A 26,035-nucleotide genomic window follows, 5' to 3' on the forward strand; every position below is an offset into this window, starting at 1 on the left:
ACGAAGCGCCGGGCCTCGCTCTTGTCGTCGGCGAAGGCCAGCGCGGAGCCGGCGAACCGCCAGCTCTCCCGGGCGACGACGGTGGAGTCGATGGTGATCCGGGGCGAGTGGTCGCCGTCCTGGCGCAGGGTGAAACGGTCCATCACGCGGTTGCTGAGCGCGTGGCAGAACACGTCGAGCAGGTCGAAGACCGAACCGTCGGGCAGCACGGCCGCCAGCCGCCCGTCGCGCTCCTCCACCCGTACGTCGCCGGAGCGGACGGTACGCGGGCGGTGCGGGTCGGCGCTGTGGTCGGCGAGGGCGACGTAGTGGTCCTCCGGGCGGTCCAGGGACTGCCGGCTGCGGGCGGACCACTTCAGCGGCATCTCCTTGGGCAGCATGGGCAGCAGCCGCGGGCCGGGGAAGTCACGGGTGGTCTCCTCGATCAACCGCCCCCGGTCGGGGTGCTGGTGGACGAAGAGCGACTGGCCGATGGTGTTCATGGCGACGTGCAGTTCGCCGATGACGAGCTGGAAGTCGCCGCGTTCGACGGCGCCCGGATCATCGGCGACGATCATCAGGTCGGGGCTGACGTACCTGCTGAGCGACCAGCCCCGCCCGCCTTCCGGGAACGCCTCGCGGACCCGGTCGGCGATGGCGGCGCTGGACAGGCGGACCCGCCGGGCACCGGCCGGGGCGTCGATGATCCGTCCCCAGCGCTCGCGCAGTTCGGCCTGGATGCGCTCGATGTCGGCGATGGACTCCGGGTGCGGGGCGGGCAGGCAGGCGAACCAGAGCGAGCCGAGGTCGACCTGCCCGTGCCGCTCCCGCAGCGCGAGGTAGGCCTGGCGGATGCGCGCGCCGACGGCCTCGGCGTACCGGTCGGTCATCCAGCGGGCGGCGGTCAGACACAGTTCCAGCGGGGCGAGCCGTTCCAGGACGGCGGTGCCCACGGCGGCCGTGGCGGAGCGGCGGCAGTCGGAGTACACCAGCGCGCGGTTCGGCGCGGTGCGGGCCCCCTTCTCGCGGACCGCGCAGGACTCGGTGATCTCGGCGAAGTCCGCCTCCAGGGCGGCGAGCGCGGCGATCAGCTCCTCGGCATCGGTGCCGGCCCGCTCGACCCGGTCGCGTCCGGCCTCCAGCACGGCCAGCTTGGCCAGGGCGGGCTCCCGTACCGCCGGGTCGCCGATGCGCTCCAGCAGGGCGCGCAGCTCACGCTCGGGATAGGTGCCGGCCGGCACCTCCAGCCGCCAGCCGACCAGACGGCGCGAGACCAGCCATTCCAGGGCCTCGGTCACCTCGCGGTCCGGCAGCTCCCGGCCCAGCTCCCGGGCGGCCAGGGCGGTGATCTCGGCGGGCGTCCGCCGCCCGTCGCACAGGCGCAGGACGGTGAGCGCGGGTCCGGGGGCCGTCTGCGGCGGGCGGCCGGGCAGGCGCACCGTGCCGTCGACCACCCGGACGTACGGCACCGGGCGCGGCGGAGTCCACGCCCGCACCCGCGGGTCCCGGTCGATCGCCTTGGCCAGGGCGTCCATCGACCAGCTTGAGAAGTAGACCCGGGACTCGGCGACCAGACCGGAGCCCGGGTCCACCTCGACGCCGCGCCGGGAGGTGTCGAAGACCCCCCAGCCGACCGGTCCGAAGAAGCCGATGGTGTCGTTCTTGACGCAGAACCGCTGCCAGTAGTGGGCGACCAGCTCCTCGCGCTGGCGGGGCATGCTGGTGCGGCCCTCCGCGGACGGCGTCCAGTCGAGGAACGGCTTGATGCCGGTGCGCAGCACCGCACGGTTCTGCCACGCGACCGCCGCCCGGAACGGCGCCGAGGCGGCGATCTCCTGGAGTTCGCGGGCCGTGCGCACCGCGGCCGCCGAGAAGGCCTCCTCGAACGCCTCCCAGTCCGCCCCCGCCGGCACCTCCCCGGGGGCGAACTTGTCCGCGGCGGAGGCCAGGCCCTCCGGGGCCAGCCGGAGGACCCCGGCGGCGGGGAAGCCGGGACCGCGGAGCGCGAAGTGCGTCCACAGGCGCCACCCGCCGCCGGGCATGCGTACGGTGTCGGACATTGCTGGGGTCCCTCCCTGGGAAAAGTGCGCCGGACCGGCGGCCGGCCGGTCGTCAGGCCAGTACGGCCGGAGTGCTGCCGAGGCACCACTCCAGAACGGCACGGGCGCTGTGGTACTTGTTCTCGGCCTGCTGGAACGCGATGCTCGCGGGGCCGTCCAGCACCTCGCCGGTCACCTCGTCGCCCCGGTGCGCGGGCAGGTCGTGCATGAAGACGGCGCCGGGGCAGGCCGCCATCACGTCGGCGTTCACCTGGAACGGCGCGAAGACGCGCCGCCAGTCGGGGTCGGGTTTCGTCGTGCCGGTCGTCTGCCAGCGCGTGGTGTAGACGATGTCGACCTCGGGCAGGTCGGCCATGTTGTGCCGCTCCTCCACCCGCGCCCCCGACTCCTTGGCGTGCACGCCGGCCCGGTCGAGGAAGGACGGGTCGAGCCCGTAGCCGGGCGGGGTCCGCAGGTGCAGCTCGGTGCCGGGGAACCGGCTGAGGGCCAGGGCGAGCGCCGAGGCGGTGTTGTTGCCCTCGCCGGCGTACAGCACCCGCAGCCCCTCGACCCGCCCGAAGCGGCCGAGCATCGTGGTCAGGTCGGTCAGAGCCTGGGTGGGGTGCTCGGCGGCGCTCATCGCGTTGACCACGGCCATCCGCTGCTGGGCGGCGTAGGCGCGCAGCTCCTCGGTGCTGCCCGCGGTGCGCGCCACCAGCACGTCGAGCATGCGGGACAGCACGTCCCCGGTGTCCTCGGAGCTCTCCCCGGTGTTCTCCTGGAGGTCGCCGGGGCCATAGGTGATCAGCCGCCCGCCGAGCCGGAGCGCGCCGGCGGAGAACGCGGTGCGGGTGCGGGTGGACGTCTTGCGGAACAGGACGCCGACGACGGCGTCGGCGAGCGGTCGGGCGCCTTCGCACTCGCCGGCGGCGTACTGGGCGCCGCGGTGCACGAGCCAGCGCAGCTCCCGGTCGGTCAGGTCGTCGACGGAGATCAGGTGGCGGCGGTTCGGGCGGGGCATCTGTGACTCCTCTCGGGTGGCCGGCCGTCAGTTCGCCCGCAGGGCGTCGAGCAGGATGCCGAGCCCCTCGTCGAGCAGGCCGGGGGCGATGGTCAGCGGGGGCATCACCTTCAGGACCTCGTCGTGGCGGCCGCAGCGCTCGACGATCAGGCCGTGCTCGAAGGCGTGGCGCTGGACGCGCGCGGCCCGCTCCGCGCCGCCGGCCAGGGCGGTGTCGACGCCGAGCACCATGCCCCGGCCGCGCAGCACGAGACGGGGGTCCAGCGCGCCCGCGTCGGCCCGGAACCGGGCGAGGCGTTCCGCACCCCGCCGCAGGCCGGTCAGGAAGCCGTCCTGCTGCCACAGTTCGCACGCCGCGGTGGCCGCGACGAAGGCGAGCTGGTTGCCGCGGAACGTGCCGGTGTGCTCGCCGGGCTGCCACAGGTCCAGCTCCCGGCGGAACAGGGTGAGCGACAGCGGCAGCCCGTAGCCGCTGAGGGACTTGGAGACCGTGACGACGTCCGGCGTGATCCCGGAATCCTCGAAGCCGAAGAAGGCGCCGGTGCGGCCACAGCCGGTCTGGATCTCGTCCAGGATCAGCAGCACCCCGTGCCGTTCGGTGACCTCGCGCAGCCGGCGCAGCCACTCCCGGCTCGCCGGGTAGACGCCGCCCTCCATCTGCACCGCCTCCACGACGACCGCCGCGGGCACCTCGGTTCCGGAGGACGGGTCGGCCCACAGCCGCTCGATCAGGCCGATCGAGTCGAACGGGCCGAGCGGGCCGTCCTCGAAGGGGACGAAGGTCACGTCCCCGCCGGCGACCGCGCCCGCGCGGCGGGCGCGGCGGCTGCCGGTGACCTCCAGCGCGCCGCGCGACATCCCGTGGTAGGCGCCGGTGAAGGCCATGAGGCCGGTGCGGCCGGTCGCCCGGCGGGCCAGCTTCAGGGCGGCCTCCACCGCGTCGGTCCCGGTCGGACCGGTGAACTGCACCTTGAAGTCGAGGCCGCGGGGCTGGAGCACGACCTCGGTGAAGCGGGTGAGGAAGTCGCGCTTGGCGACGGTGTGCAGGTCCAGGCCGTGCATGAGCCCGTCGTCGGCGAGGTAGTCGAGGACGCGTCCCTTGACGGCGTCGTGGTTGTGCCCGTAGTTGAGGCTGCCCGCGCCGCAGAAGAAGTCGATGAAGGCCCGGCCGTCGTCGGTGTGCAGCAGCGCGCCCTTGGCACGCTCGAACACCACGGGGAAGGTGCGGCAGTACATCCGCACCTCGGACTCGATCTTGTCGAAGACGGAGGTGTCGGTGGTCGCAACGAGGGTCATGGCGGTCCTTGGGGCGAGGAGGCGGTTTCGGTCAGCGGCCGGCGGTCGTGCGCGCGCCGCGCGGGCGGGCGGTCAGCCGGGGCAGTGGGCCGTCCGCCGCCAGGGGCGGGTAGCCCTCCAGGGCCGTGGCGAGGGCGGCGACGGTGGGGTGGTCGAACAGCGCCCGTACGGGGACGTCCACCCCCAGGGCGGCGCGCAGGCGCACCGACACCCGCGTGGCGAGCAGCGAGTGTCCGCCGAGCAGGAAGAAGTCGTCGTGGGCGCCGATCCCGGTGGCGCCGAGGACGTCCTCCCAGACCTTGGCCACGGACCGTTCCCGCGGGGTGGCGGGCGCGGCGGCCGGGCCGGCCGCCCGCGGCGCCGGCACGGGCAGCGCGTGACGGTCGACCTTCCCGCTGACCGCGGTCGGGATGGCGTCCAGCAGGACGAACGTGGCCGGGACCAGGTGGTGGGGGAGCGAGTCGAGCAGTTCGGCGCGCAGGGCGTCGGGCGCGGGAGGGTTCCCGGCGTCCTCCGCGACCAGGTAGGCGGTGAGCTGCCGGCCGCCGTCGGTGTCCGGCGTCGGGTGCACCACGGCGGCGCGTACGCCGTCGAGGGCGAGCAGCGCGGCCTCGATCTCCCCCGGTTCGATGCGATGGCCGCGGATCTTGACCTGGTGGTCGCTGCGCCCGAGGATCTCCAGTGAGCCGTCCGGACGGAGCCGGCCGAGGTCCCCGGTGGCGTACAGCCGGCCGCCCGGCGATGTGGCGTGCGGGTCGGGGAGGAAGACGCCGGCGGTCTGGGCGGGCCGGCCCCGGTACCCCCAGGCGAGGCCGTCGCCCCCGATGCAGATGTGCCCGGTGACGCCTTCGGCCACCGGCTCCAGCCGGTCGTCGAGCACCCGGACGGTGGTGTTGTCCACCGCGGCCCACTGCCGCACCCGCCCGTCGGCGCCGTGCCGGGCGACACTGGTCCAGATGGTCGCCTCCGTCGGCCCGTACAGGTCCAGCACCGAGGCGCCGCCGGCGGCGAGCGCCGCCGCGAGGTCGGTGTGCAGCTTCTCACCGCCGGACAGCACGGTGAGGTCCGGGCCGGGGGTCCATCCGCTGTCGACCAGCATCCGCAGCATCGACGGCGTGGCCTGGAACAGGTCAGGGCGGGCCTCGCCGATCAGCCGGATCAGGCGTTCGGGGTCACGGGCCTGTTCCGCGTCGGCCAGCACCAGCCGGGCGCCGGTCAGCAGCGGCAGGCACAGCTCCAGCATCGAGGGGTCGAAGGAGGCGGTGGTGACGCCGAGGACGGTGTCCCCCGCCCGCGGCTCCAGCAGGGCCGCCATCGCGTGGAGGAAGTTGGTCAGGGCGCTGTGCGGGATCTGCACGCCCTTGGGGGTGCCGGTCGAGCCGGAGGTGTGGAAGACGTACGCGAGGTCGTGCGGGCCGGTGCTCCGGTCGAGCCGGTGCACCGGGCCGGCGGGCGGCGGGGCGCCGTCGAGCAGGAGGGTCCTCGCCCGGGTGCCGGCCACCCGGTCGGCCAGCGGGCCGCTGGTGACGACCACGGCGGCCTCGGTGCCCCGGACCAGGTCGCCGAGGCGCCGCGCGGGGTGCAGGGGGTCGAGCGGGACGTAGGCGGCGTCCGCCTTGAGGACGCCGAGCAGGGCGACGAGGAGCCCCGTGCCGCGCTCCAGCAGGACGCCCACCCGGTCACCCCGTCCGACGCCGAGGCGGCGCAGCCGGTGCGCCAGCTCGTCGGCCCGCTCGTCCAGCCCGGCGTAGCTCAGCTCGCCGTCGGTGGAGCGCACGGCGATGGCGTGCGGGGTGCGGCGCGCCTGCCGTTCGAACAGATCGGTGACGGTCCGCGGGGGTACGGCGCGGGCGCTGCCGAGGCCGAGCGCGAGCCGGCGGCGGCGCTCGCCGCCGGGCAGCGGTTCGAGTGCGGCGATGGCGTGGGCGAGCGGTTCGTCCGGGGCGGCGAGCAGCGCGCGCAGCAGCCGGACGTAGTCCTCGGTGATGCGGGCGGCCGTCTCGGGCGTGAACAGCGCGGTGGCGTACTGGAGGCGCAGCCCGAGGCTGCCGTCGGGCCGGCCGAGCACGTCGAGCGCCAGGTCGAACGGCGTGCCGGCGATCGGGGTGGGCACCACCTCGACCGACAGGCCGGGCAGGTCGGGCGGCTCGGCCTGGGCGTCGAGCGTGAGGAAGGAGACCTGGAAGAGCGGGTTGCGGCTGAGGTCGCGGGGCGGGGCCAGCTCGCCGACCACCCGTTCGAACGGGGTGTCGGCGTGGGTCAGGTCGGTCAGGGTCGCGTTCCGGACGCGGTCCACCAGGGCGCCGAAGCTCGGCCGGCCGGACAGGTCGGCGCGCAGGACGACGGTGTTGACGAAGGGTCCGATGAGGTCCCTGGCGGCGGCGTGCCCGCGGCCCGCGACCGGGGTGCCGACGGCGAAGTCGCTCTGCCCGCTGTAGCGGCCCAGCTGGGCCTGGAACGCCGCGAGCAGCACCATGAACCGGGTGGCGCGGCGGGACCGGGCCAGCCGGTCGGCCTCGGCCAGCAGATCGGCCGGGAGGGTGCACCGGGCCACGGCGGCGGCGCCGTCGAACTCGGCGGGGCGGGGCCGGTCGGTCGGCAGCTCCAGCGGCGGCAGGCCCGCCAGCCGCGTACGCCAGTGGTCGAGGCCGCGGGCGAGCCGGGGGCCCGCGGACCGCTCGCGCTGCCGGGCCGCGAGGTCGGCGTACTGGAGGGGAAGCTCCGGCAGCCCGTGCGGGACGCCGGTGGTCCGGGCGCGGTAGGCCGCCGCCAGCTCGCGGGTGAGGATGTTCCAGGAGGAGAAGTCGAAGGCGATGTGGTGCACCACGACGACGAGCAGGTGATCGTCCGGCCCGAGCCGCGCCAGGGTGGCCCGCAGCGGCGGCGCCGAGGACAGGTCGACCGGCCGGCGCACCGCGCGGTCGAGTACCGCGGCGATGCCGGCCGCGTCGGCGGCGGGCGCCTCCACCGTCTTCAGCGGGATCTCGACGCGGGGGACGACGTGTGCCACCGGCTCGCCGTCGGCGGCCGCGTACCGGGTGCGCAGCACTTCGTGCCGGTCGGCCACGTCGGTCAGGGCGGCGGCGAGGGCCCCGGCGTCGAGGCCGCCGCGCAGGCGCAGCGCCAGCGGGAGCAGATGGTCCGCCGTGCCGGGTCGCAGTTGGTCGAGGAACCACAGCCGTTGCTGTGAGAAGGACGCCGTCCGGCCGTCACCGCGGTCCACCGGCTCACCTCCAGGGAAGTCGGGTAGGTCGTCACGCGCCCCGGGTGGTCGGGGCACGTCCGGAGCTTGCCGTCCGGGCGCGGCGGCGCAGTAGGGAAGGAGCGGCAGCGCCCGTCGCGGCTTTTGCTGCGTCAATGTCTCTGGTCGCGGCCGTGACCGGGTCAGATCAGTCCGGTGCGGACGCCGTACGCCACCGCGTGGGCCCGGTTGCGGACCTGGAGGCGGGTCATCAGGTCGTACATGACGTTCTTCACGGTGTGCTGGGAGCAGGAGAGCTCACGGGCGATGTCCGCGTTGCCGTGCCCCTCCGCGACCAGTGCGAGCACCGTCTTCTGCCGGGCCGTCAGCGGCGAGTCGGGGGTGGGGCGCCGTCGCTCCGCCTCGCCGTCCGCCCGGTCGAGGAGGCGGACCAGGACGTCGTAGGACATCCGGCCCTCGCCGTACCGGGCGGCGTGGACGGCGGTCAGCAGGCGCTCCGGGGTGGCCTCCGCGGACTGCAGGATGGCCACCGCCCCGGCCCGGACGGCCAGCCGCACGCCCGCAGCGGTCAAGGTGTCGGCGACCAGCACGAGCGGACCGCCGCCGGACGCCGGCCAGCCGTCGAGCGCCGCACCGGGCGTCCGCCCTACGGCCACCCGGACGGCACCCTCGCAGCGTCCGGCCGCCAGCTCGACGCCCGCCCGGCGCAGACCGGCGGCCACCGCGTCCCGGACCGCCCCGCCCGCCGGGCCGAGGTGCACGCGCAACACGACGTCGGCCCGGCCGGACCGGGGCGGCGCCTCGAGGACGAGGCCGCTCACAGCAGGCCCGTCCGCAGGGCGTAGGCCACCGCGTGGGCGCGGTTGCGCAGCCGGAACCGCTGGGTGATGTCGCGGACGACGGTCGTCACCGTGCGCGGGGAGTAGCAGAGTTCCCTCGCTATCTCATCGGTTTCCCGGCCGTCGGCCACCATCCGCAGGACCGCGCGTTCCCGCTCGTCCAGACCCCAGTCGGGTCCGCGCCCCCGGACAGCGGGATACGCGTCGGCCTCCTCGGCGCCCCGGTCGAGGAGGCCGTCGATCAGGTCGGGCGGCACCGTGCAGTCGCCGCCGGCCACGGTCCGTACGGTCCGCGCCAGCCGGTCGGCGTCGACCTCGTGGCGGCGCAGCAGACCCCGGGCCCCGGCGCCGATGGCGTCCGCGGCCTCGCCCGGGGACATGTCGGAGGCGATCACGACGAGGGCGGGCCGGTGCGGGCCGGCGCCGGCCGAGGCCACCAGGTCGAGTTCCCGGCGATCCACCCGGTCGAGGATCACGACGGCCACGTCGGCCTCTTCCTCCGGCTTCACCAGCGTGAAGTCCGGAACGCCCGACAGGGCGCTGACGGCGCCGGCCTCCAGCAGCGGGTCCAGGGCCACGACGCACAGCGACAGGGGACTGCCCATGTGTACTCCTCGGTCAGCGTGGACGAACCTCTCGGCGAGGAGTCTCGGCAACCGGTGCGCCGCGCCGCATGGGGCGCGACTACCCGCATTCCCGCACCCCGCCGGACCACCCCGGGACCGCGCGCCCGCGCCCGGACTGTCGCGCCCGGTCCGCGTACGGCCGGGCTTCCCCGATCGCACACGGCCGGGAACCCGCTGCGGTGCCCGTCGCCGAGGGCTCGCCCGGCCCGGAGCCGGCGTCGTCACGGCCGCCCACGACTCCTGCTCCACCGCTGACCGTGCGTCAGGGGCCGGTCCGCGTACGGCCGGTTCGCATACGGCTGGACATCCACCGACCGCATGCGGCCGGGCTTCCCCGATCGCACACGGTCGGGAACCCGCTGCGGTGCCCGTCGCCGTGGGCTCGCCCGGCCCGGAGCCGGCGTCGTCACGGCCGCCCACGACTCCTGCTCCACCGCTGACCGTGCGTCAGGGGCCGGTCCGCGTACGGCCGGTTCGCATACGGCTGGACATCCACCGACCGCATGCGGCCGGGCTTCCCCGATCGCACACGGCCGGGCATCCCCTGGCGGTGCCCGTCGCCGAGGGCTCGACCGGCTCGGGCCTGGCGTCGTCACGGCCCCCAGCGCTCCCGCTCCGCCGCCGGCCGGTCCATACGGCCGGTCCCCGTACGGCCGGGCACCCCCGACCGCACACGGCCCCCCACCCCCGGGCGGCGCCCGTCGCCGTGGGCTCGACCGGCCCCCACCCGACGTCCTCACGGCCGCCCACCGCTCCCGCCGGACCGCCCCTCCGGACGAATGGGGGCCCGGCGGTGGCGTCGACTGGGTAGTCCGCCGCGGAATGTGGGGGTCCCCATCCCCTGTACGGGCGGGCGCCGCCGCTGGAAGGGTGGCGGACGTGACCACAACCGACACCGCCTGTCCCACCACGGAGGCGACGCCCGCCTGGTGGGCGCCGGCCGCGACACTGCGCGAACGGCTGTCGGCCCCGCACCCGCCGACGGCGCCGACGGCGGGACCGGCCGCCGGACCGCACCCGCGCTCGCCGATGGAGCTGACCTGCGAGTCCGTGCGCTCGGCCCACCTGGGCGCCGACAGCCGGCTGATGGCCGCGCTCGCCGCCGAACCCCCGGCCCGACTGGCAGGCCGGCTCGCCAAACCGCGGTGGTCGGTGTTCGTCGAGGACGCGGTCGCCGCGGCCCCCGAAACACCCGCGGAGGTCGGCGGGACATCCGTGACCGCGCCCGCCGACCCGGCGGACGGAGCGACCGTGTTCGCGCCGGTGCTGCGCCCGCTGGTGACCGCGGCCGTCGCCGAGCTGGCCGAGCAGGCCGGGGCGGACGGCGCGGAACCCGGCGAGGTGGCGGTGTTCACCGGGGCCTACGAGCACTGGCTGACCCGCCGGCTGACCAAGGCCGCCGCCCGCACACTGGCCGTCGAACTGGCCGCCGCACGGGCCGGCGGCGAGCTGTCCGGCGCCACCGCCGCGGCCCGGTTCGCCGACTTCACCGCCCGGACCGGCACCCGGGCCGGTCTCGCCCGCCTGTTCGCCGGATACCCGGTACTCGCCCGGCTGCTCGCCCGGACCTGCCGGCACACCGCCCGGTCCGGCGCCGAACTGCTGGCGCGGCTCGCCGCCGACCGGCCGCGGCTGACCGACGACCTGTTCGGCGGACGGGACCCCGGCCGGCTGACCGCCGTCGAGCTGGGACTGGGGGACCTGCACCAGCGCGGCAGGTCGGTCGCGGTGCTCCGCTTCGCCGACGGTGCCGGCGCGGTCTACAAGCCGCGGCCGGTCGACCAGCACGCCCTGCTGGACCGGATGGCCCGCTGGCTGGACGGCAGGGCGCCGGAACTCGGGCTGCGCACCCCGCGCTGGGTGGCCGGGGACGGCTACGGCTGGGTGGAGTACATCGAGCACCGGACGTGCCGTTCGCTGGCCGAGATCGACCGGTTCCACCGCCGGCAGGGCGCGCTGATCGCGCTGGCCTACACCCTCGAAGGGGTGGACCTGCACTACGAGAACGTCCTCGCGCACGGCGACCACCCCGTGCTCGTCGACGTCGAGACGCTGCTCCACCCCGCCCTGCGCGAGGGCGGGACCACCCTGCCGGACCCCGCCGCCGCGGCGCACGCCTCCTCCGTGCACCGCACCTGCCTGCTGCCGCAGCTCCTGGTCGGCGAACTGGGCGCGGTCGACGTCTCCGCGCTCGGCGGCGCACCGGGCGGGCTGTCCCCGAACACCCGGATGGTCTGGGAGGACGCCGGCACGGACGAGATGCGCCTGGTACGCCGCCCGGCGCCGTTCACCGGAGCGCTGAACCGGCCCTGCAGCGCCGAGGCCGGCCCCGGGAGCGCCGACCGGCTGGCCGCGGTGCTCGCGGGATTCCGCACCGGGTACGATGCCGTCGTCCGGCACCGCGACGAACTGTCCGGCCCCGCGGGACCGCTCGCCGCCGGCGCGGACGCGGTCGGCCGGCTCGTGCCCCGCCCGACGGTGCTCTACGCCACCCTGTTGGAGGAGGCGACCCATCCGCAGGTGCTGCGCGACGGGCTCGACCGGGACGCCATGTTCGCGGTGCTGTGGGCCGACTCGGACGGCGACCCGGCCCGCCAGGCCCTGATCGAGCACGAAATCGCCGACCTCTGGGACGGCGACGTCCCCGTCTTCTTCCACCGGCCCGGCTCGCCCGAGGTCTACGCCTCGGACGGCAGCCCGGTCGAGGGCGTCCTCGACACCTCCGGCCTCGCCTCCGCACAGGCCAAGCTCGCCGCCATGAGCACCGTCGACCGCCACGCCCAGGAATGGATCATCTCGGCCACCCTGGCGTCCGCGGAACCGGACGCCGCCCGGCGCCACCACCGGGTGAGCCGCCGGGCCCGGCCGGCCCCCGCGACCCTGCCGGAACCCTCCGCGCTGCTGGCCGCCGCCTCCGGCATCGCCGACGAGATCGCCGGCCGGGCCGTCCACGGGCACGGCCGGGCCAACTGGATCGGCCTGGAGGCGGTCGACGGCCGCTGGACGGTACTGCCCATGGGCGCCGGACTGGCCCAGGGGTACAGCGGAGTGGCCCTCTTCCTGGCCCAGCTCGGCGCGCTCACCGGCTCCCCCCGGCACACCGCACTGGCCCGGGCGGCGCTCGCCCCCGTGCCCGACCTCGTCACCGCGATGGCCGCCGACCCGGCGCTGAGCCGGGCCGCGGGCCCCGGCGGCTTCGAAGGCCTCGGCGGGATCTGCTACGCCCTCGCACGGGTGGCCACCCTGGTCGGCGACGACCTCGCCGGGTGCCTGCCGACGGCGCTGGACGCCCTGGCGCTGGCGGCGCTCGGCGACGACACCCCACCGGACGTGTCGGCGGGCCTCGCCGGGGCGCTCGCCGCCCTGCACGCGGTGCACCGCGACCGCCGGCTGCCGCAGGCCGCCGCCCTCGCCGACCGCATCGCCGCACGGCTGCTGGAGCTCCCGCCGGCCCGCCGGCCCGGCGACGGGACGCCCGAGGACCTCGGTTTCGCCTTCGGCGAGGCGGGGATCGGCTGGGCGCTCGCCCGGCACGCCCGGTTCGCCGGCGGCCCGCTGGGCGCGCGGGCCGAGGAGGCCGGCCGGGCCAGGCTGACCAGCGCCCTCGCGGCGGCGGACCGGCTGGACGCGGGCTGGTGCTCCGGCACGAGCGGCGTCCTCCTGGCGGCGGCCGACGCCGGACTCCCGCCGCACCGGGCGAACGGCCCGGCCGGGGACGCGGCCCGCCGGCTCGTCGAGCACCCCCCGGTGACCGACCTCAGCCTCTGCCACGGCGAACTGGGCATCGCCGAAGCGGTGGCCGCCCTCGCCGGCCACGCCGACACCGAGACACGCAGCGGCCCCACCGGACGGACCGGCCCGGCACTCGGACTGCTCCACGCCTGGGGACCCCGCTGTGGGACACCCGGCCGCGTGGCCACGCCCGGCCTGCTCACCGGACTCTCGGGCATCGGCTACGCCCTGCTCCGGCTGGGCTTCGCCGACACCGTGCCCTCGGTCCTGCTGCTCGAACCCGCCCCGGACGGCGGGGGCTGACCCCCCCGCGCCCGGACTCGGGGGCACCACGCCCCTTTCGGAAAGACGAACATTCGGTGAACCCAAGCGATCCCCCGCCGGATCGATGTCCACGGAGAGGAAAACCCATGTCCAGCTTCCCGCAGAACGGCACCGTCCCCGCCCGGAGCACGGGCGCGTCCGCGACGGTCGCCGACCCGGCCGGCCAGATCCGGCTGTTCCGCTGGAACGGGGCGTGCGCCCGGACCCGGGCGCTGGCCGGAATGACCCTCGGCAGCGGCGTGGTGGTCGCCCTCGGCTCCGCCACCATCACCACCGTGTCGAGCCCCGCCTGACCCCTCGTCACGCACGGACCGTCGGCGCGGTGTGTGACCTCCGTGAGCGAGTGGCTACCATCCGGAGGTATGCGTCTGCGGGCAGCTCATCTCATTGGTCGTGAGGCCGAAGTCACCGAGCTCGGCGAAGCGTTGCGCGATCTGAACCGGTCACGCGGAGGCACGGCTTTCCTGGTCGGGGAGGGAGGAATCGGTAAGTCGCGTCTGGTCGCCGAGCTGATCGGAGCGGCGCTGGACGCCGGTGTCCGGGTCCTCAAGGGCCGGAGCAGCACCATCGGCCCGATGGTGCCGCTCCGGCCCCTCACCGAGGCACTGATGCCGCTCTCCCGGGGCGGGGTGACCCCGGACGAGGCGAGCCTCGGACCGTACCGGCCGGTGCTCGGCCGGCTCATTCCGGGCTGGAGCACCGGCGCACCCGACCAGGGATCGACGGTGGTCCTCGCGGAAGCGGTCCTGCGGGTGCTCGCCCACGCCGGCCGCGACACCGGCTGCCTGCTGGTGCTGGAGGACCTGCACGACGCCGACACCGAGACCCTCGCCGTCGTCGAGTACCTGGTGGACAACCTCCAACAGCAACCGCTCATGCTGGTGGCCACCCTCCGCTCCGATCCCGGGGAGGCACTGAGCCTCGCCGAGTCCGCCGGGCGCCGCGGCAGCGCGACCGTCTTCCGGCTGACGCCGCTGGACGCCGACGAGGTCGGCCGGATGATCGCCTCCTGCCTGGACACCGACCCCGGCCTGATGCCCGCCGAGGTCCTCGTCCAGATGTGGCAGGACAGCGCGGGCATCCCGTACCTGGTCGAGGAACTCCTCCAGGGCGCGGTGGCCGGGGGCTCCCTCGTCCGCGAGGGCGCCGCCTGGCGGGTCGTCGGCGACCTCCGCCGCAACATGCCCAGGGCGCTGCTGGAGGGCGCCATCCACCGCATCGACCAGCTCGGCCCGCAAGGACGCACCCTGCTCAGCGCCGCCGCCGTACTGGGCCGGCGCTTCCCCCTGTCGGTGCTCCAGTCGATGACCGGCGTCGACGACCGCAGCCTGCTCAGTCACCTGCACGCGAGCGTGGTGGCCCGGCTCGTCGCGGCCGACGAACCCGCCCCCGACTGGTACGCCTTCCAGCACCCCCTGACCGCCGAGGCGCTGCTCGCACAGCTCACCCCCACCGCCCGGGTCGCCCTCTCCGAGCAGGCCGCGGACGCGATCGAAACCCTCAACCCCGGTCTGCCGGGCGACTGGTGCCCCCTGGCGGCGACCCTGCGTGCCAACGCAGGCGACCCCGTCCGGGCCGGCCGGCTGTTCACCGAGGCCGGGCGCCGCGCCCTCGCCGACGGCGCGATCGGCTCCGCGGTCGCCATGCTCGACCGCGCCGAGCGGCTGCTGGCGGAAGGCGGCGACTCCACCGCACGCGCCGAGGCCCTGGAGGCGCTGCTGCCGGCGCTCGCGGAGACCGGGGACCTGACCCGTGCGCTCAGCCTCACCGGCAGCCTGCGCGAACTCGTCGGAGCCGGCCTGGGCCCGGCCCGGCTGGCGGCCCTGCACACCCGACTCGCACACGTCGCCTACATGGCGGGCCGCTGGGCCGACGGCAACAACCAGATCGAACGGGCCCGGGCACTGCTGGCGACGGCGCCCGACGAGGCGCACACCGCGCTGACCGACGTCGTGGAGGCGTACCTGTGCCTCGACACGCCGGGACGGGACCGCACCCAGCGGGCCGAGCGGCTGGCCCGGGCGGCCCTCGCCACCGCCGAGCGGCAGAACCTGCCCCTGGTCGCCTGCCAGGCGTGGGAGCTCCTCGGCGTGGTCGCCCGCGAACGCGACCTCGCGGAGGCCAGCACCTACCTGGAACAGGCGATGAACACCGCCGAGCGGCACAGCCTGCCCCTCCCGCGGATGTACGCGCTCACCCGGCTCGGCGGCATCCGATGGCTGGACGACGGCAGCACCGCCACCCTCGACGAGGCCCGCGCGGAGGCCCGGCGGCTCGGCGCGGTCCCCGTCGTCTACGGCATCGACGGCATCCTCACCCTGCACGACGTGCTGCGCGGCCGGTTCGCCGAGGCACGGGCGCTCGGCGACGAGACGCTGACCATGGCGGCCCGCCTGAAGCTCACGTCGGTGGCCCGCTACCTGATGATGGCCCGCGCGGTGCTGGCGGCCCACCAGGGCGACCGCGACGCCATGGAGGAGGCCCTGACCGGGTTCGGCCACTGGGGCGGGAGCCGCTCGCCCGAGGAACCGCTGGCCCTCGGTCTCGCCCAGGTCTTCTGCGCCCTCCTGGAGGAGAACCGGGAACAGGCGGCCCGGACCATGGCCGACCTGGAGGCGCTGGAGGCCGAGAACCCGACCACCTTCCACCTCAGCGGACGGCACGGTCTCGGCCTGCTGCTCGACCTCCTGGACGGCCGGGCCGACCGCGCCCACCTCGAACGGCTGGCCGGCAGCGCCGCGGGCCGCATGCGCTGGAACCACCACTTCGTCCTGCTCGCCGAGGCCCTCCTGCTCGGCCGGGAGGGCCGCCCCGAGGCCGCCGGACAGGCGGCACTGCGGGCCCAGCAGGCGGGCGCGCCCTACCCCACCGCCCGCCACCTCGGACAACGGCTGATCGCGGAGGAGGCCCACGCGCTGGGCTGGGGCGAGCCGGAGCGCTGGCTGCGGGAGGCCGAGCACCACTTCCGCGAGACCTCCGCCACCGCCGTGGTCGGCGCCTGCCGGACCCTGCTGCGCGCGATCGGTGCCCCGGTCCGCCAGCACCGCACCGGCACCGACCGGATTCCACCGGAGCTGCGCCTGAAGGGCATGACGGTCCGCGAGTACGAGATCTTCCGGCTGCTCGCCGACCGCCCCAGCAACAAGGACATCGCCGCCCGCCTCTACATATCGCCGCGCACCGTCGAGAAGCACGTCGCGAGCCTCATCGCCAAGACCGGCCTGCCCAACCGCTCACAGCTGTGCGCCCTGGCGGCGGAGCAGTGCTGACGGCCGAGCGGTGGCGTGGTGGCGCACCAGCCCCACGAGGGCGCCGCCCGTGCCTCCGCTCCGCCGCCGACCGAGGCGATGCGCCCGTACCTGCCGGGCGGCACGTCGTCTCCACCCTGCGAACCGGCCGGGTCCCCGAACCGACCGCGGGAAGTGCGCGTCACCAGAGGCCAGGACACGGCAAGCCCGTCGCGGCGCATCAGGCCCTCCACCTGCCGCCGCACCGGGATCACGGTGCACCGCGATCGGGAGCCGGTCCGGCAGACGAAGCGGGCCGGCCCCGCAAACCGCTGGGCCCGCCCACAGGGTGAACGTGAGCGTGATCTTCGGCGCATAGGCTTCCGCGCATGGCCAGCCGATCCTTTCCCGACAACCCGTTCCTCGGTGAGTTCCAGGAACTGGCGCATGGCCGCCCCGACGGCCCCGCACTGCGCGACTCGGTCCGCGACCACGCTGCCCCGGACGCACCGAGGTTGTCGCGCTACCTGCGAGCAGGGTCAGCCCTTGCCGTGACCGGGTCACCGGTCCACGACGCACTGAGCGGCGAGTTCATCGGTGCGTTGGAGGTCCACACCGACGGCGAGTGGTTCTGGTACTCAGACCTCGCTCACTACGTCGAGCGCTACCACGTCCCGCTGGACGAGATCTTCATCGATCACGCACGCGCACACCACTGGACTCCACCCGCCCTCTCGACGGAAGACCTCATCGAGATCGCAGACGCGTTGGAGGCCCTCGCTACGGATGGCTCTGGGTGCACAAAGCTGCCCTGATTGAGCGCCTGAGGGGTCTCAGAGCCAGGCATAGGGGCCGAAGCCGAACTCGGTCAGCCCGCGCGGCGCCGGCAGGCTTCGCAACGACCACACGCCCCGACCATCCGATCAGGAAGCCCCGGCTGATGCCCCGTACCACCCCGCCCCGCCCCACCGACGTCGAAGCGGTCGTCCCCGAACTGACCGCGCTGCGCCGCACCGCGACCCGACTGCACCCGCGCCGCGGCACACCCACGGCCCAGGACAGCTCCGTTGGCGGCCCGATGCTGTGGCCCGCCGACGAGCCCTGGCCCGTGTGCACCCTCCCCCACAAGCGAGGCAGCGGCCACCGCTACGCCGATGTGCTGCGCGAGCGGGAGATCCTGGAACGGGCCTGGCGGCGTGATCCGCGCTCCGGCCCCAACGCCGAGGAGGCCGACGAGCTCTCCCGCTTCAAGCGAGGCCGACACGCGCCCCACCTGGCCGACACCGACCCCATCCCGCTGATCGGCGTGACCCAGCTCTACCGGCGGGACGTGCCCGGCCTGCCCGGCACCGGGGCAGGGGACCTGCTCCAGGTGTTCTGGTGCCCCTTCGAACGGCACGGCGAGAGCCGCCACGAGATGCACGTCGAACTGAGGTGGCGGCACTCGCAGGACACCGGCACACCGCTGACCGAGCAGCCGGTTCCCGAGGTCGTCGGCCGCCCCGAACTCGTCCCCTCGCCCTGTGTCCTGCACCCGGAAGAAGTCATCGAGCACCCGTGGTTCGAAGAGCTCCCCGAAAACGTGCGGGAGCGGATCGAAGCGTGGCAGGGACACGAACAGGACGAGAACGGGGACGAACGAACAGTACATCTACGACCTGTCCACGGCCCCCGGCTGGAAGGTCGGCGGCTCCATCGCCTGGAACCTCACCGGACCCACGCGCCTGGCCTGTTCGGTCTGCGACGCAGAGCTCACCCCGCTGCTCACCATCGACCAGCGTGAATGGGACCCTGCCACCACCAGCTGGGTCCCCTACGAGGACCGGCAGGACATCCGGGTCATGGGCGCCAACGTGCCCACAGGCGTCTCACCGGGCCGGGGCCGGCTGATCATCGCCCTCTGCCCCCGCGACCCGCACCACCCGTTCCGCCTCGTCACCCAGTGAGCGGACGCCTTCCTCCGGTCGGGGCGACGGTGGAGGCGAGGTCTTCGCCTTTGCCGACGTCCAGGCGAAGGAAGACGTTGATGTCGATCACGTGCAGCCCCCTCCATCACGCGCACCGCCGGCGGAGTGGCCGACCCCGAAGCGGACGCGTTGATGCTCGCCTTGCAATCGGGCCTCGACACGATGAAGCTGTTTCCCGCCGAGCCCCTGGGCGGCGCCGGCGTGCTGCGAGCGCTGGCGGCTCCTTCCCTCAGGCCAGGTTCATACCCACCGGTGGCATCGGCCCGGCCGACCTGGACCGATATCTCTCCGTGCCGGCGGTCTCCTGGCCCGTCGGCGGCAGCTGGGTGGCGACGGCCGCCCTCCTGGAGCGGGGCGACCCAACTGGATACGACGCTCAATTGGACGTTGTAGGTCCCGATGGCCGGTGCCGTCACCGTCACGTCCGACACGTTCGCGCAGATGTACGCGTACCGCATCGTCAATCCGGCAAGCCTCCGTTCACTCCCGGAAAGGGTGAAAGGGGATGCGAGAGGGGACGGTTTCGGCCAGCACCACAGTGGTCAGAGGTGCGGGGGATGGAGAAGGGTCCTCAGGTGCCGCGGAAGACGGCGCACCTGACGGTGTGGCACGGGAGAGCCCGCGAAACCCGATGTCCAGGGATCGGCCGGACCCGCTCGACCAACACTTCTCGCGCGGGGGTGAATGCGGTGCGCTATGGGGTGTCTGTTCTCCGTCACCGGGCGGCGTTCGCACGGCCGGCCGGCGGCGTGCTGCACCGCGGAAAGGACTCTTCATGCACCGCCTCCTGTCCCGTCTCCTGTCCCGTCTCCTCCTCGTCGCCGGCATGCTCGGCGCTCTGCTCGGCGGAGCCGTGAACGCTGTCACCGCCCACGCCCAGGACCTGAACACCCACATCGTCAACATCAAGACCGGGGGCAGCCTGCTGCCGCACAACTGGGGCGACGGCTTCCAGGACGGATGGGTGCACTACGTCTGGGACCGGGGCCAGACCTTCGGGGCCGACCAGTGGGAGTTCGAGCCCGTCGCCGGGTACGTCTACATCATCCGCAACACCAAGACGGGCATGTGTCTCAAGCCCGGCGCCCCCTGGTTCAACAAGCCGCGAGTCACCGAAGGAACCTGCGGTACCGGCCTGGAGTTCCAGTGGGAACTGACCCGACGGCCCCTCGACGGCGCGTACAAGATCTACAGCCGTTCCGCACGCCAGATCATGACCCCGTACTACGGCAACAACCTCGGCGAAGTCGTCGTCCTGGAACCCAACAACAACGCCGAGAAGGTCTGGTGGTCCCTCGACAACGACCCCGTGATCCTCCAGAGCGGCCCCACCACGGGATGACCCCCCGGCGCACGCCAACCCATGCGTCCCCCCTCGGCAGCCGCGGGCTGCACCGAGGCGGGGACGCCCGCATCCAGCGAGCAGCCCGCGGGCCGGCCGCCGCCCGGAGCCGCCCACTCAGCCGCAGCCACCCACTCAGCCGCAGCCACCCGCGCGGCCAGCGCCATGAAGACGGAGACTGATACGCCACCCCGGCCGGGTCGTCGGCGGCTACCACGGAGTCCATGCTCACCACCGTTTCACGCGGCCTGGTAGCCGCCGCTCTCGCCGTCCTGCCCGCTCTCACAGCCCCAGCCGCCGCCCCTGCACGAGAACACCGTGGCCGCCTCCGCGCTCTACAACGAGCTCGTGGCCGCTGAGGTCTGCGAGGCGCTGGGGCTGGCGACCGAGCCGCGTACCGTCACCCCGGGGCGCCGGCCGGTGATGGAGATTGCCGGGGTGCCGCACGAGCTGATCCGCTCGACCTCCCGGCGCGGCGACCAGATCGCCGCCTGCCTGGCCGAGCTGGAGCACGAGTACGCCACTGCCCTCGACGACGACGGCGAGCCGCTGTTCCTGCCCATGGTCTCCGAGCGGGCCCGCGCCAAGCTGAACCAGATCGCGGCCTTGGGTGAGAGGTCGACGGATCCCCATTTCGGGGCATCGGGATGGGTGGCCGCGGCTCTGCTGAGACGTGTGTCCGCCAGCGCGGCGCGCCCCACGGCGTTCGGTGACCAGCCACATGTGATCACCGGTGGCGAGCTGGTCGCTCTCATGGTGGACACCGCGATCGGCCCGTACCCGCAGGTGAGGGCATGAAACGGTGGCTGGCGGGAGCATCTGGAGGAATGGGCCCGCGAGCTGATTCACGTCTTCCGCCGGCACCCCTGGGCACTGGACGCCACCGTCGGACCCCGGATCATGGGATCCGCGGAGCTGTCCTGGCTGGAGCGTGCCGTGGCCGCCCTGGACGGCACAGGGCTGAACGGCGCCGAACGTATGGATGCGGCTGTCCTACTGGTCGGTCACGTACGCGGTATCGTCCAGCAGGCCCGTGCATCAGGCCCGGCGGGCAACCCCGAGGCCCAAATGGGCGGCATCCTTGGCGACCTGATGCAGGCACACGGCGAGCGATTTCCCGCCCTCACAGCGGCCCTCGCTTCGGCAGCCCAATCCCACGGCCAGGACCAGGCATGGGAGTTCGGCCTGTAGCGCATCCTGAACGGCCTGGCCGTCCTCATCGGTGAGGGCACAAGCTGACTGCAATTACGTCGCAGATACTCCCGCCTGAAGGCAGGCCGCTCACCGATGACCGCCTGCGTGGACGATACTGACCTTACGTCCCTCAGACAGCCGTACCCGTCTGACCTGCGCGTATCAACACGAGGTCTGGATAGGCATGGCTTCGGAGGGGTTCGACGCCGCCACCCTCTACGCCTACACGCTGCTCCAGCCGGACACCGCCGCCCGCGTCCGCACCGTCTTCCCGATCCTGGGCAGCCCGGCCGGCCTCGCCGCCGAAGCAACCGTGTGCGCCCAACTGCTCCAGACCGTGAGCCGCGGTGACAATCTCATCCTCGAAGGCCCGCTCCGGGACTGGTCCGAGGAACTCCGCCGCCGCTGACTGGTGCGAACCCGTCAGGCCCCACAAGCGGGCTGAAGCCGGTTCTGGGGGCAGCCATGCGACGTGGGATCGCCGTACCGGATCCGCTTCCTGGTGCTGCCACGCAGGGACGGGAAGTTGACCGTGCTCGGAATCAAGGGTGGCACGGTGCTGCGCTTCACATTGCCACAGCCGGACGACTACCCGGACCTGCCCACACCAAGAGGCGGGCCCATCACGTTGCTCACCCCCGACCGACGGTTCCGCATCCTGGAGGGCAACGACGCGGGCAAGGTCACACTCGCCGTCCTCGACACCCGCACCGGCAGAAGGTACGAGGCCGGGACGGCGGCGCGTCACATGCTTCCTCCGACGTATGCGGCCTTGCGCCAGAACGCCAGCACCTCCGACGGCCGCCACCTGGTCGCCCGTAGCGAGGACCAGCTCGCCGTCTACTCCCTGCCCCGGCTGTCACTGCACCGTCTGCTCCGGCTGCCGGGCCCCGCGACATCGCGTGCACAAGCCACCGGGGCCGTCGCCGCCGCCGATGACGGCAGCGTCCTCACCCTCTACGCGGGCATCCTGGCACGCTGGGACCCCTCCACTGGGCGGGCCATCGGCTCACCGCTTCCCTTGCACACGGGCGACACGTCACAGCAGTGGCTGGCGGCCAACGGCCAGTCGCTGTGGCCGCGTCCACGACACCCGGGCCAGGTACTGGTCCGTGGCCGCGACGGAGAGATGAGCCTGTGGGACCTCCGCGAACGCCGGCTGGTCGGCGCGTTCCAGGCCAACCCCGACGCCATCAGCAACTGGGAGACAGAAGTCTTCGATCCCTCGGGGAGCTCCCTCGCAACGCTCAACAACATCAAAACGCCGGACAGCGCGCGGATCGAGTTCCGCAGTGTGCCGGACTTCCGTCTGCGAGCGCCCACGGTCTCCGCGGGTAGGACCGGCCACCTCATCGGCCTGACCCGCGACGGGCATTTGATCTCCACCGACTTCGAGGACCTGCAACTGTGGCAGGCGGGGAGAACACTGGAGATCGCCAAGCTCCCCGTCGGGCAAATCTCCGCGCAATGGTTCCTGCGAGGTGACGACCTGGTAGCTGTGACCACCTCGGGCACCCTGACGCTCCCGCTCGATCCCGACCTCTGGTACCGAGAGCTCTGCCGGGGCGTCAACCGCCCCCTGACCGTCCAGGAGCGTCGACTCCTGCCTCCGGGCGCCTCCACCCCGAAATCCTGTCCCAAGTCCTGAAGCCGTACACCCAGCCCCGAACCGTGTCCTGTGCTGTCCCGCGCCGCCCCGCCGACTGGAGATCCGCTCCCCATGAGGGCGTCTATGCAGTTCAAGCCCTGTCTACGGACCTGGGCGGACAGGCAACCGCATGGCTGGCGCCTACCGGGGCGAGGCCAAGACGGATGCCCGCGACGCCTACTTCATCGCCGAAACAGCCCGCCGGCTTCGGGACTTCACCACCGTCGACGCGCCCGGCCGCCGGGTGCTAACCCGGGGGGCCGGCCGAGTGTTTGCCTCGTGGGGGGCGCAGGGGGTTATGAGGTGCCGCAGGGGGTGTCGTTGTTGCGCAGGCTGTGTGTGGTGTCGTTGAGCTGGTAGGAACGCAGGTCGCTGATGGTGCCGCCGTCTCGTCCGACGCAGACGTGCCGGCCGAAGTAGTTGTCCTTCTGGTAGACGCGTGCGGTGCGGTTGCTGTTGTTGATGATGGAGCTGCCTTTGCCGCGGATGTAGGGCGTGTATCGAATGTGCTGGTCGCCGACGTGACACCGTCGGCGAGCGATCCAAAATCACGTGCACCCTGCGCCCGGTCATGCTGGGATCACTCGTTATGAATGTTCATCTTCTCAACGACGCCGACTTGACGGACAGGATGGAGCAGAATCTGGCGGAACATGCCTGTCACCTGCATCGGAGCATGAGCGGTGCGACCGTTACAGAGACTGATGACCTCCTGGTCGCCGACAGCAGCCTGGACGATGACACTTTCAACATCGTTGCCGCGGCCCGCTTCACCGTCACCACCGCTACGGCACGTATCACCGAGACCGCCCGGACCCTGGCTCGCACCGGCCGCCCCTTCTCCTGGTGGGTGGGGCCCGCCTCGAGGCCACCGGACCTCACCGCCCGCCTGACGACGGCTGGTCTGCCAGCATCCGAACACGAGACGGCGATGTGGGCCGAACTGGACGACAACCTGCCGCTGCCCGCCGCCCCAGGACTGGACATCCAGACGGTGGCCACACACGAACAACTCGCCGACTACGCCGCGGTTCTCGCCGCGAACTGGACCCCGCCCTCTGACACAGTCCGCCGCTTCTTCGCCCAGGCCGCCCCACAAGCATTGGCCGAACACTGTCCGGCCCGTTACCTGGTCGGCTACGTGGACGGCCGTCCGGTCTGTTCGGCCGAAGTGTTTCATCACGCGGGGGTTGCCGGGATCTACAACATCTGCACCCTGGCCACCCACCGCCGACGCGGCTACGGCGGTGCCATCACGCTCGCCGCACTCCACACCGCCCGCGACCGAGAGCACCGCATCGCGGTGCTGCAGGCGTCCACCGACGGCGAGCCCGTCTACCGCCGCCTGGGATTCCGTTCCTGCGGCCAGTTCACCGAACACACCATCAACCCCTGAACGCCGAGAACTCCACAAGCTGCCTGCCCATTCTCGTAACGATCCTGGTCACAGCCACTCGTTGAGGGCCGCGACGAGAACGGTCGCCTCGTAGCGGACCGCGAGCTTGTCGTACCTCGTGGCAACCGCCCGGTGCAGCTCCCTGATCACGGGCTGGGACGCTCGCGCGGTGGATTCACCACCAAGCTCCATCTGGCAGTCGAGCAGGGACGGAAGCCCATGTCGATCGTGGTGACGGCCGGGCAGCGCGGGAACTCTCCGCAGTTCGAACCCGTGCCGGAGAAGGTCCGCGTGCCCCGCATCGGGCCGGGCCGGCCGCGCGTCCGTCCCGATCGCTTCCGCGCTGACCAGGCGTACGCCTCCCGCAAGAACCGCACCCACCTGCGCAAACGCGGCATCCGCTGCACCATTCCGGACAAGGCCGACCTGGCCCTCCACCGCAAGAAACGCGGCTCGCGCGGCGGCCGCCCGCAGAAGTTCGACAGGATCGACTATCGGGACCGGCACGCGGCCGAGTGCGGCATTGATCGCCTCAAGTGCCACCGGGCCGTGGCCACGAGGTACGCCAAGCTTGCGGTCCGTTACGAGGCAACCGTGCTGGTCGCGGCCATCAACGAGTGGCTGTGACCGCACACTCGCACCAGCTCTTCGTCAACCCTTTGCCGAGGAGCCGATGGGCCAGCTACGTTCTCCCAGCCGTCCGATGTTGTTCGGGACCGGCGCTGTCGACGAGGAGGTGTGGAGCACATGCGCAGGAGTGCTCAGGCGTTGAGTCCGCGTACTGCCCTTTGCCACCTCCTCACGACGGAGACACCTTGTCGTTTCGCATCACCCCGCTGACCGACCCCGCTCACGCGCCGCACAGTCGGCGTCTCGCATGGCTGGCGTCGGACGGCGACTCCATCCCTGTCCGGTAGCACCCCTGAGCTGGGGACCGGGCACGGCACGCCTGCTGCCCGTGCTGCTGGCCGGGCGCACCGCAGGGCCGGTGTTCGTCACCGACCGACGGGCCCCCGCCACCACACCGGCAGCCGACCGCTGCCCGGTCACCGGCCGAGGACGGCTCTCCTACCGCCGAGCCGCAGAACTCTTCACCGCCGCGACGAGACCGCTCGATCCAGCCGGCCGAGGCTGGACCCTGCTTGTCCTGCGCGACCGAGCACGCCGGAACAGGACGGTCCCCAGATGACGCACCGGCAGGCACTCCGCCATCCACTGGGGGCTCATGAGACGTTCGTTAACGGCACACAAGCAGGAGAACCCGCCCAGGAAGCCACTGGTGAGTTACTCGTCACCTGGTTCGCCGCTCGTTGACGGCACCCCCACTCGGCAGGTAGTTGGTCGACCGCCTGAAACAGAGCTGGCGGCAGCCTTTGTCGCCACCTGGGCGCCTTGGAGAGGGCGACGGTCTGTTCCTCGGAGGCGCCGCGGGCGGGACGGCAGTCACAGGTGCATGGCATCAGCCAGTATCGAGGCCGTCGATCAGGCGGTTGAGGAAACGGGTGAAGGTGGCGTCAGGGGTGAGGGGCCGTCGGGGGGCGGAAAGGGCTTCGGCGAGTTCCGGATGGCAGCCGTCGGCGGCGACAGCGGCAAGGTAGCGGCCTTCGGCTGCGGCCCGGTCCGGTGATCGTGAGACTGCGGCCTGCGCGATCTCATGGGCAACGTACCCGGCCACGAATGCGGTGATCTGAGCGAAGACCTCTAGCTTCGCCGCACCGTCCAGCCCGGTGGGCCGCAGGACGGCGAGCACGTGTTCCAGGAAGTTCAGCGTGTTGGGGCCCGGAACGCGGCGGGTGGACAAGGCGGCGGGCAGCCAGGGGTGGCGCAACATGTGAGTGCGCTGCAGTCGGGCCACGGTCTTCAGATCGGCACGCCAGTCGCCACTGGGTGGGTTCGTGACCGTGAGCTCGCCGCTGACGTGGTCGACCATCAGTTCCAGCAACGTCTCCTTGTCAGGGGCGTAGCTGTAGAGCGACATGACGCCCGCTCCGACCTCGGCGGCCACCCGCCGCATGGTGACCGCGTCGAGCCCCTCCGCGTCCGCCAGAGTGACGGCTGCCGCGGTGATCGCCTCCCGGCTGAAGGAGGGCCTGCGGCCCCTGCGGGGCTCGGTGGGACGCAGCCAGAGCTGTTCTGGATCGACGCCCTCGGCACCGGGCTTTCCGTCACTGGACACGGCTCGCACTCCTTCCCCTGCTTGCGA

At 73.3% G+C, this 26,035-nt stretch carries 18 protein-coding genes and 4 pseudogenes; 14 read left to right on the forward strand and 8 right to left on the reverse strand.

Going from position 1 to position 26,035, the window contains the following annotated elements:
- The 6 genes from IE294_RS41035 to IE294_RS41060 form a co-directional block, all read right to left on the reverse strand.
- Nucleotides 1-2,039: lantibiotic dehydratase (locus IE294_RS41035; RefSeq protein ID WP_189894487.1), on the reverse strand; the 2,039-nt coding region annotated here is incomplete at its 3' end.
- Nucleotides 2,040-2,091: 52 nt separating this feature from the next.
- Nucleotides 2,092-3,039, reverse strand: coding sequence for an ornithine carbamoyltransferase (locus IE294_RS41040; protein ID WP_189894488.1), 948 nt, complete (start codon nt 3,037-3,039; stop codon nt 2,092-2,094).
- A 27-nt stretch (nt 3,040-3,066) separates the two neighbouring features.
- Nucleotides 3,067-4,335: a diaminobutyrate--2-oxoglutarate transaminase gene (locus tag IE294_RS41045; RefSeq protein ID WP_189894489.1), complete on the reverse strand. Its 1,269-nt coding sequence runs from the start codon at nt 4,333-4,335 to the stop codon at nt 3,067-3,069.
- Between the two features lie 31 nt (nt 4,336-4,366).
- Nucleotides 4,367-7,558, reverse strand: a complete 3,192-nt coding sequence (locus IE294_RS41050) for a non-ribosomal peptide synthetase (RefSeq protein WP_189894490.1) — start codon at nt 7,556-7,558, stop codon at nt 4,367-4,369.
- 161 nt (nt 7,559-7,719) lie between these two features.
- Nucleotides 7,720-8,358, reverse strand: coding sequence for a helix-turn-helix transcriptional regulator (locus IE294_RS41055; RefSeq protein WP_229917874.1), 639 nt, complete (start codon nt 8,356-8,358; stop codon nt 7,720-7,722).
- Entirely contained in the window at nt 8,355-8,981 is a 627-nt protein-coding gene (locus IE294_RS41060; RefSeq protein ID WP_189894491.1) for a response regulator transcription factor, read from the reverse strand. The genes IE294_RS41055 and IE294_RS41060 overlap by 4 nt, the downstream gene beginning before the upstream one ends.
- Nucleotides 8,982-9,881: 900 nt before the next feature.
- On the opposite strand from IE294_RS41060, the gene IE294_RS41065 reads away from it, so the two are divergent.
- The 12 genes and pseudogenes from IE294_RS41065 to IE294_RS41120 form a co-directional block, all read left to right on the forward strand.
- Nucleotides 9,882-13,037, forward strand: coding sequence for a type 2 lanthipeptide synthetase LanM (locus tag IE294_RS41065; RefSeq protein ID WP_189894492.1), 3,156 nt, complete (start codon nt 9,882-9,884; stop codon nt 13,035-13,037).
- 107 nt (nt 13,038-13,144) lie between these two features.
- Entirely contained in the window at nt 13,145-13,351 is a 207-nt protein-coding gene (locus IE294_RS41070; RefSeq protein ID WP_189894493.1) for a hypothetical protein, read from the forward strand.
- 69 nt (nt 13,352-13,420) lie between these two features.
- Entirely contained in the window at nt 13,421-16,327 is a 2,907-nt protein-coding gene (locus IE294_RS41075) for a helix-turn-helix transcriptional regulator (RefSeq protein WP_189894494.1), read from the forward strand.
- Between the two features lie 347 nt (nt 16,328-16,674).
- Entirely contained in the window at nt 16,675-17,100 is a 426-nt protein-coding gene (locus IE294_RS41080) for a hypothetical protein (protein WP_189894495.1), read from the forward strand.
- A gap of 125 nt (nt 17,101-17,225) precedes the next feature.
- Nucleotides 17,226-18,068 carry a hypothetical protein gene (locus IE294_RS41085; protein ID WP_229917875.1) on the forward strand — a complete coding sequence of 281 codons (843 nt, stop codon included), beginning with the start codon at nt 17,226-17,228 and terminating at the stop codon, nt 18,066-18,068.
- 289 nt (nt 18,069-18,357) lie between these two features.
- Nucleotides 18,358-19,109 (forward strand): annotated as a pseudogene (locus IE294_RS41090) (beta/alpha barrel domain-containing protein).
- Nucleotides 19,028-19,594, forward strand: coding sequence for an RICIN domain-containing protein (locus IE294_RS41095; protein ID WP_189894509.1), 567 nt, complete (start codon nt 19,028-19,030; stop codon nt 19,592-19,594). Before IE294_RS41090 ends, IE294_RS41095 begins: the two are co-directional and overlap by 82 nt.
- A 318-nt stretch (nt 19,595-19,912) precedes the next feature.
- Nucleotides 19,913-20,392 (forward strand): relaxase domain-containing protein, encoded by a 480-nt coding sequence (locus IE294_RS48325; protein WP_229917877.1) that lies wholly within the window; start codon nt 19,913-19,915, stop codon nt 20,390-20,392.
- A gap of 15 nt (nt 20,393-20,407) precedes the next feature.
- Nucleotides 20,408-20,785 (forward strand): annotated as a pseudogene (locus tag IE294_RS48330) (TetR/AcrR family transcriptional regulator C-terminal domain-containing protein); the annotation flags it as partial.
- Nucleotides 20,786-20,972: 187 nt separating this feature from the next.
- The gene (locus tag IE294_RS41110) at nt 20,973-21,197 is read left to right on the forward strand and encodes a hypothetical protein (protein ID WP_189894496.1); all 225 of its coding nucleotides are present in this window, start codon (nt 20,973-20,975) and stop codon (nt 21,195-21,197) included.
- A 117-nt stretch (nt 21,198-21,314) separates the two neighbouring features.
- Entirely contained in the window at nt 21,315-22,436 is a 1,122-nt protein-coding gene (locus IE294_RS41115) for a hypothetical protein (RefSeq protein WP_189894497.1), read from the forward strand.
- Nucleotides 22,437-22,530: 94 nt separating this feature from the next.
- Nucleotides 22,531-22,677, forward strand: a pseudogene (locus tag IE294_RS41120) (IS110 family transposase); the annotation flags it as partial.
- A gap of 55 nt (nt 22,678-22,732) precedes the next feature.
- On the opposite strand, the gene IE294_RS49190 reads toward IE294_RS41120, so the two are convergent.
- Entirely contained in the window at nt 22,733-22,978 is a 246-nt protein-coding gene (locus IE294_RS49190) for a peptidase inhibitor family I36 protein (protein WP_189894504.1), read from the reverse strand.
- 89 nt (nt 22,979-23,067) lie between these two features.
- Here IE294_RS49190 and IE294_RS41130 point away from each other — a divergent pair, with 89 nt between their 5' ends.
- Nucleotides 23,068-23,832 (forward strand): GNAT family N-acetyltransferase, encoded by a 765-nt coding sequence (locus IE294_RS41130; protein ID WP_189894505.1) that lies wholly within the window; start codon nt 23,068-23,070, stop codon nt 23,830-23,832.
- Between the two features lie 141 nt (nt 23,833-23,973).
- Nucleotides 23,974-24,459, forward strand: a pseudogene (locus IE294_RS41135) (transposase); the annotation flags it as partial.
- A gap of 832 nt (nt 24,460-25,291) precedes the next feature.
- Here IE294_RS41135 and IE294_RS41140 read toward each other — a convergent pair.
- A complete protein-coding gene (locus tag IE294_RS41140) occupies nt 25,292-26,008 on the reverse strand; it encodes a TetR/AcrR family transcriptional regulator (protein ID WP_189894498.1) in 717 nt (238 codons plus the stop codon).
- Nucleotides 26,009-26,035: the final 27 nt, after the last annotated feature.

The sequence above is a fragment of the Streptomyces canarius genome, assembly GCF_014650735.1.
GTDB classification, from domain to species: domain Bacteria; phylum Actinomycetota; class Actinomycetes; order Streptomycetales; family Streptomycetaceae; genus Streptomyces; species Streptomyces olivaceoviridis.

Bases quoted from the DNA above. Each gene is read 5' to 3' on its own strand.
- IE294_RS41095 (WP_189894509.1), top strand. From the start codon at position 19,028: ATGCACCGCCTCCTGTCCCGTCTCCTGTCCCGTCTCCTCCTCGTCGCC.
- IE294_RS41110 (WP_189894496.1), top strand. From the start codon at position 20,973: ATGGCTTCGGAGGGGTTCGACGCCGCCACCCTCTACGCCTACACGCTG.
- IE294_RS41060 (WP_189894491.1), bottom strand. From the start codon at position 8,981: ATGGGCAGTCCCCTGTCGCTGTGCGTCGTGGCCCTGGACCCGCTGCTG.
- IE294_RS41070 (WP_189894493.1), top strand. From the start codon at position 13,145: ATGTCCAGCTTCCCGCAGAACGGCACCGTCCCCGCCCGGAGCACGGGC.
- IE294_RS41130 (WP_189894505.1), top strand. From the start codon at position 23,068: ATGGAGCAGAATCTGGCGGAACATGCCTGTCACCTGCATCGGAGCATG.
- IE294_RS41080 (WP_189894495.1), top strand. From the start codon at position 16,675: ATGGCCAGCCGATCCTTTCCCGACAACCCGTTCCTCGGTGAGTTCCAG.
- IE294_RS41085 (WP_229917875.1), top strand. From the start codon at position 17,226: ATGCCCCGTACCACCCCGCCCCGCCCCACCGACGTCGAAGCGGTCGTC.
- IE294_RS41040 (WP_189894488.1), bottom strand. From the start codon at position 3,039: ATGCCCCGCCCGAACCGCCGCCACCTGATCTCCGTCGACGACCTGACC.
- IE294_RS41045 (WP_189894489.1), bottom strand. From the start codon at position 4,335: ATGACCCTCGTTGCGACCACCGACACCTCCGTCTTCGACAAGATCGAG.
- IE294_RS41075 (WP_189894494.1), top strand. From the start codon at position 13,421: ATGCGTCTGCGGGCAGCTCATCTCATTGGTCGTGAGGCCGAAGTCACC.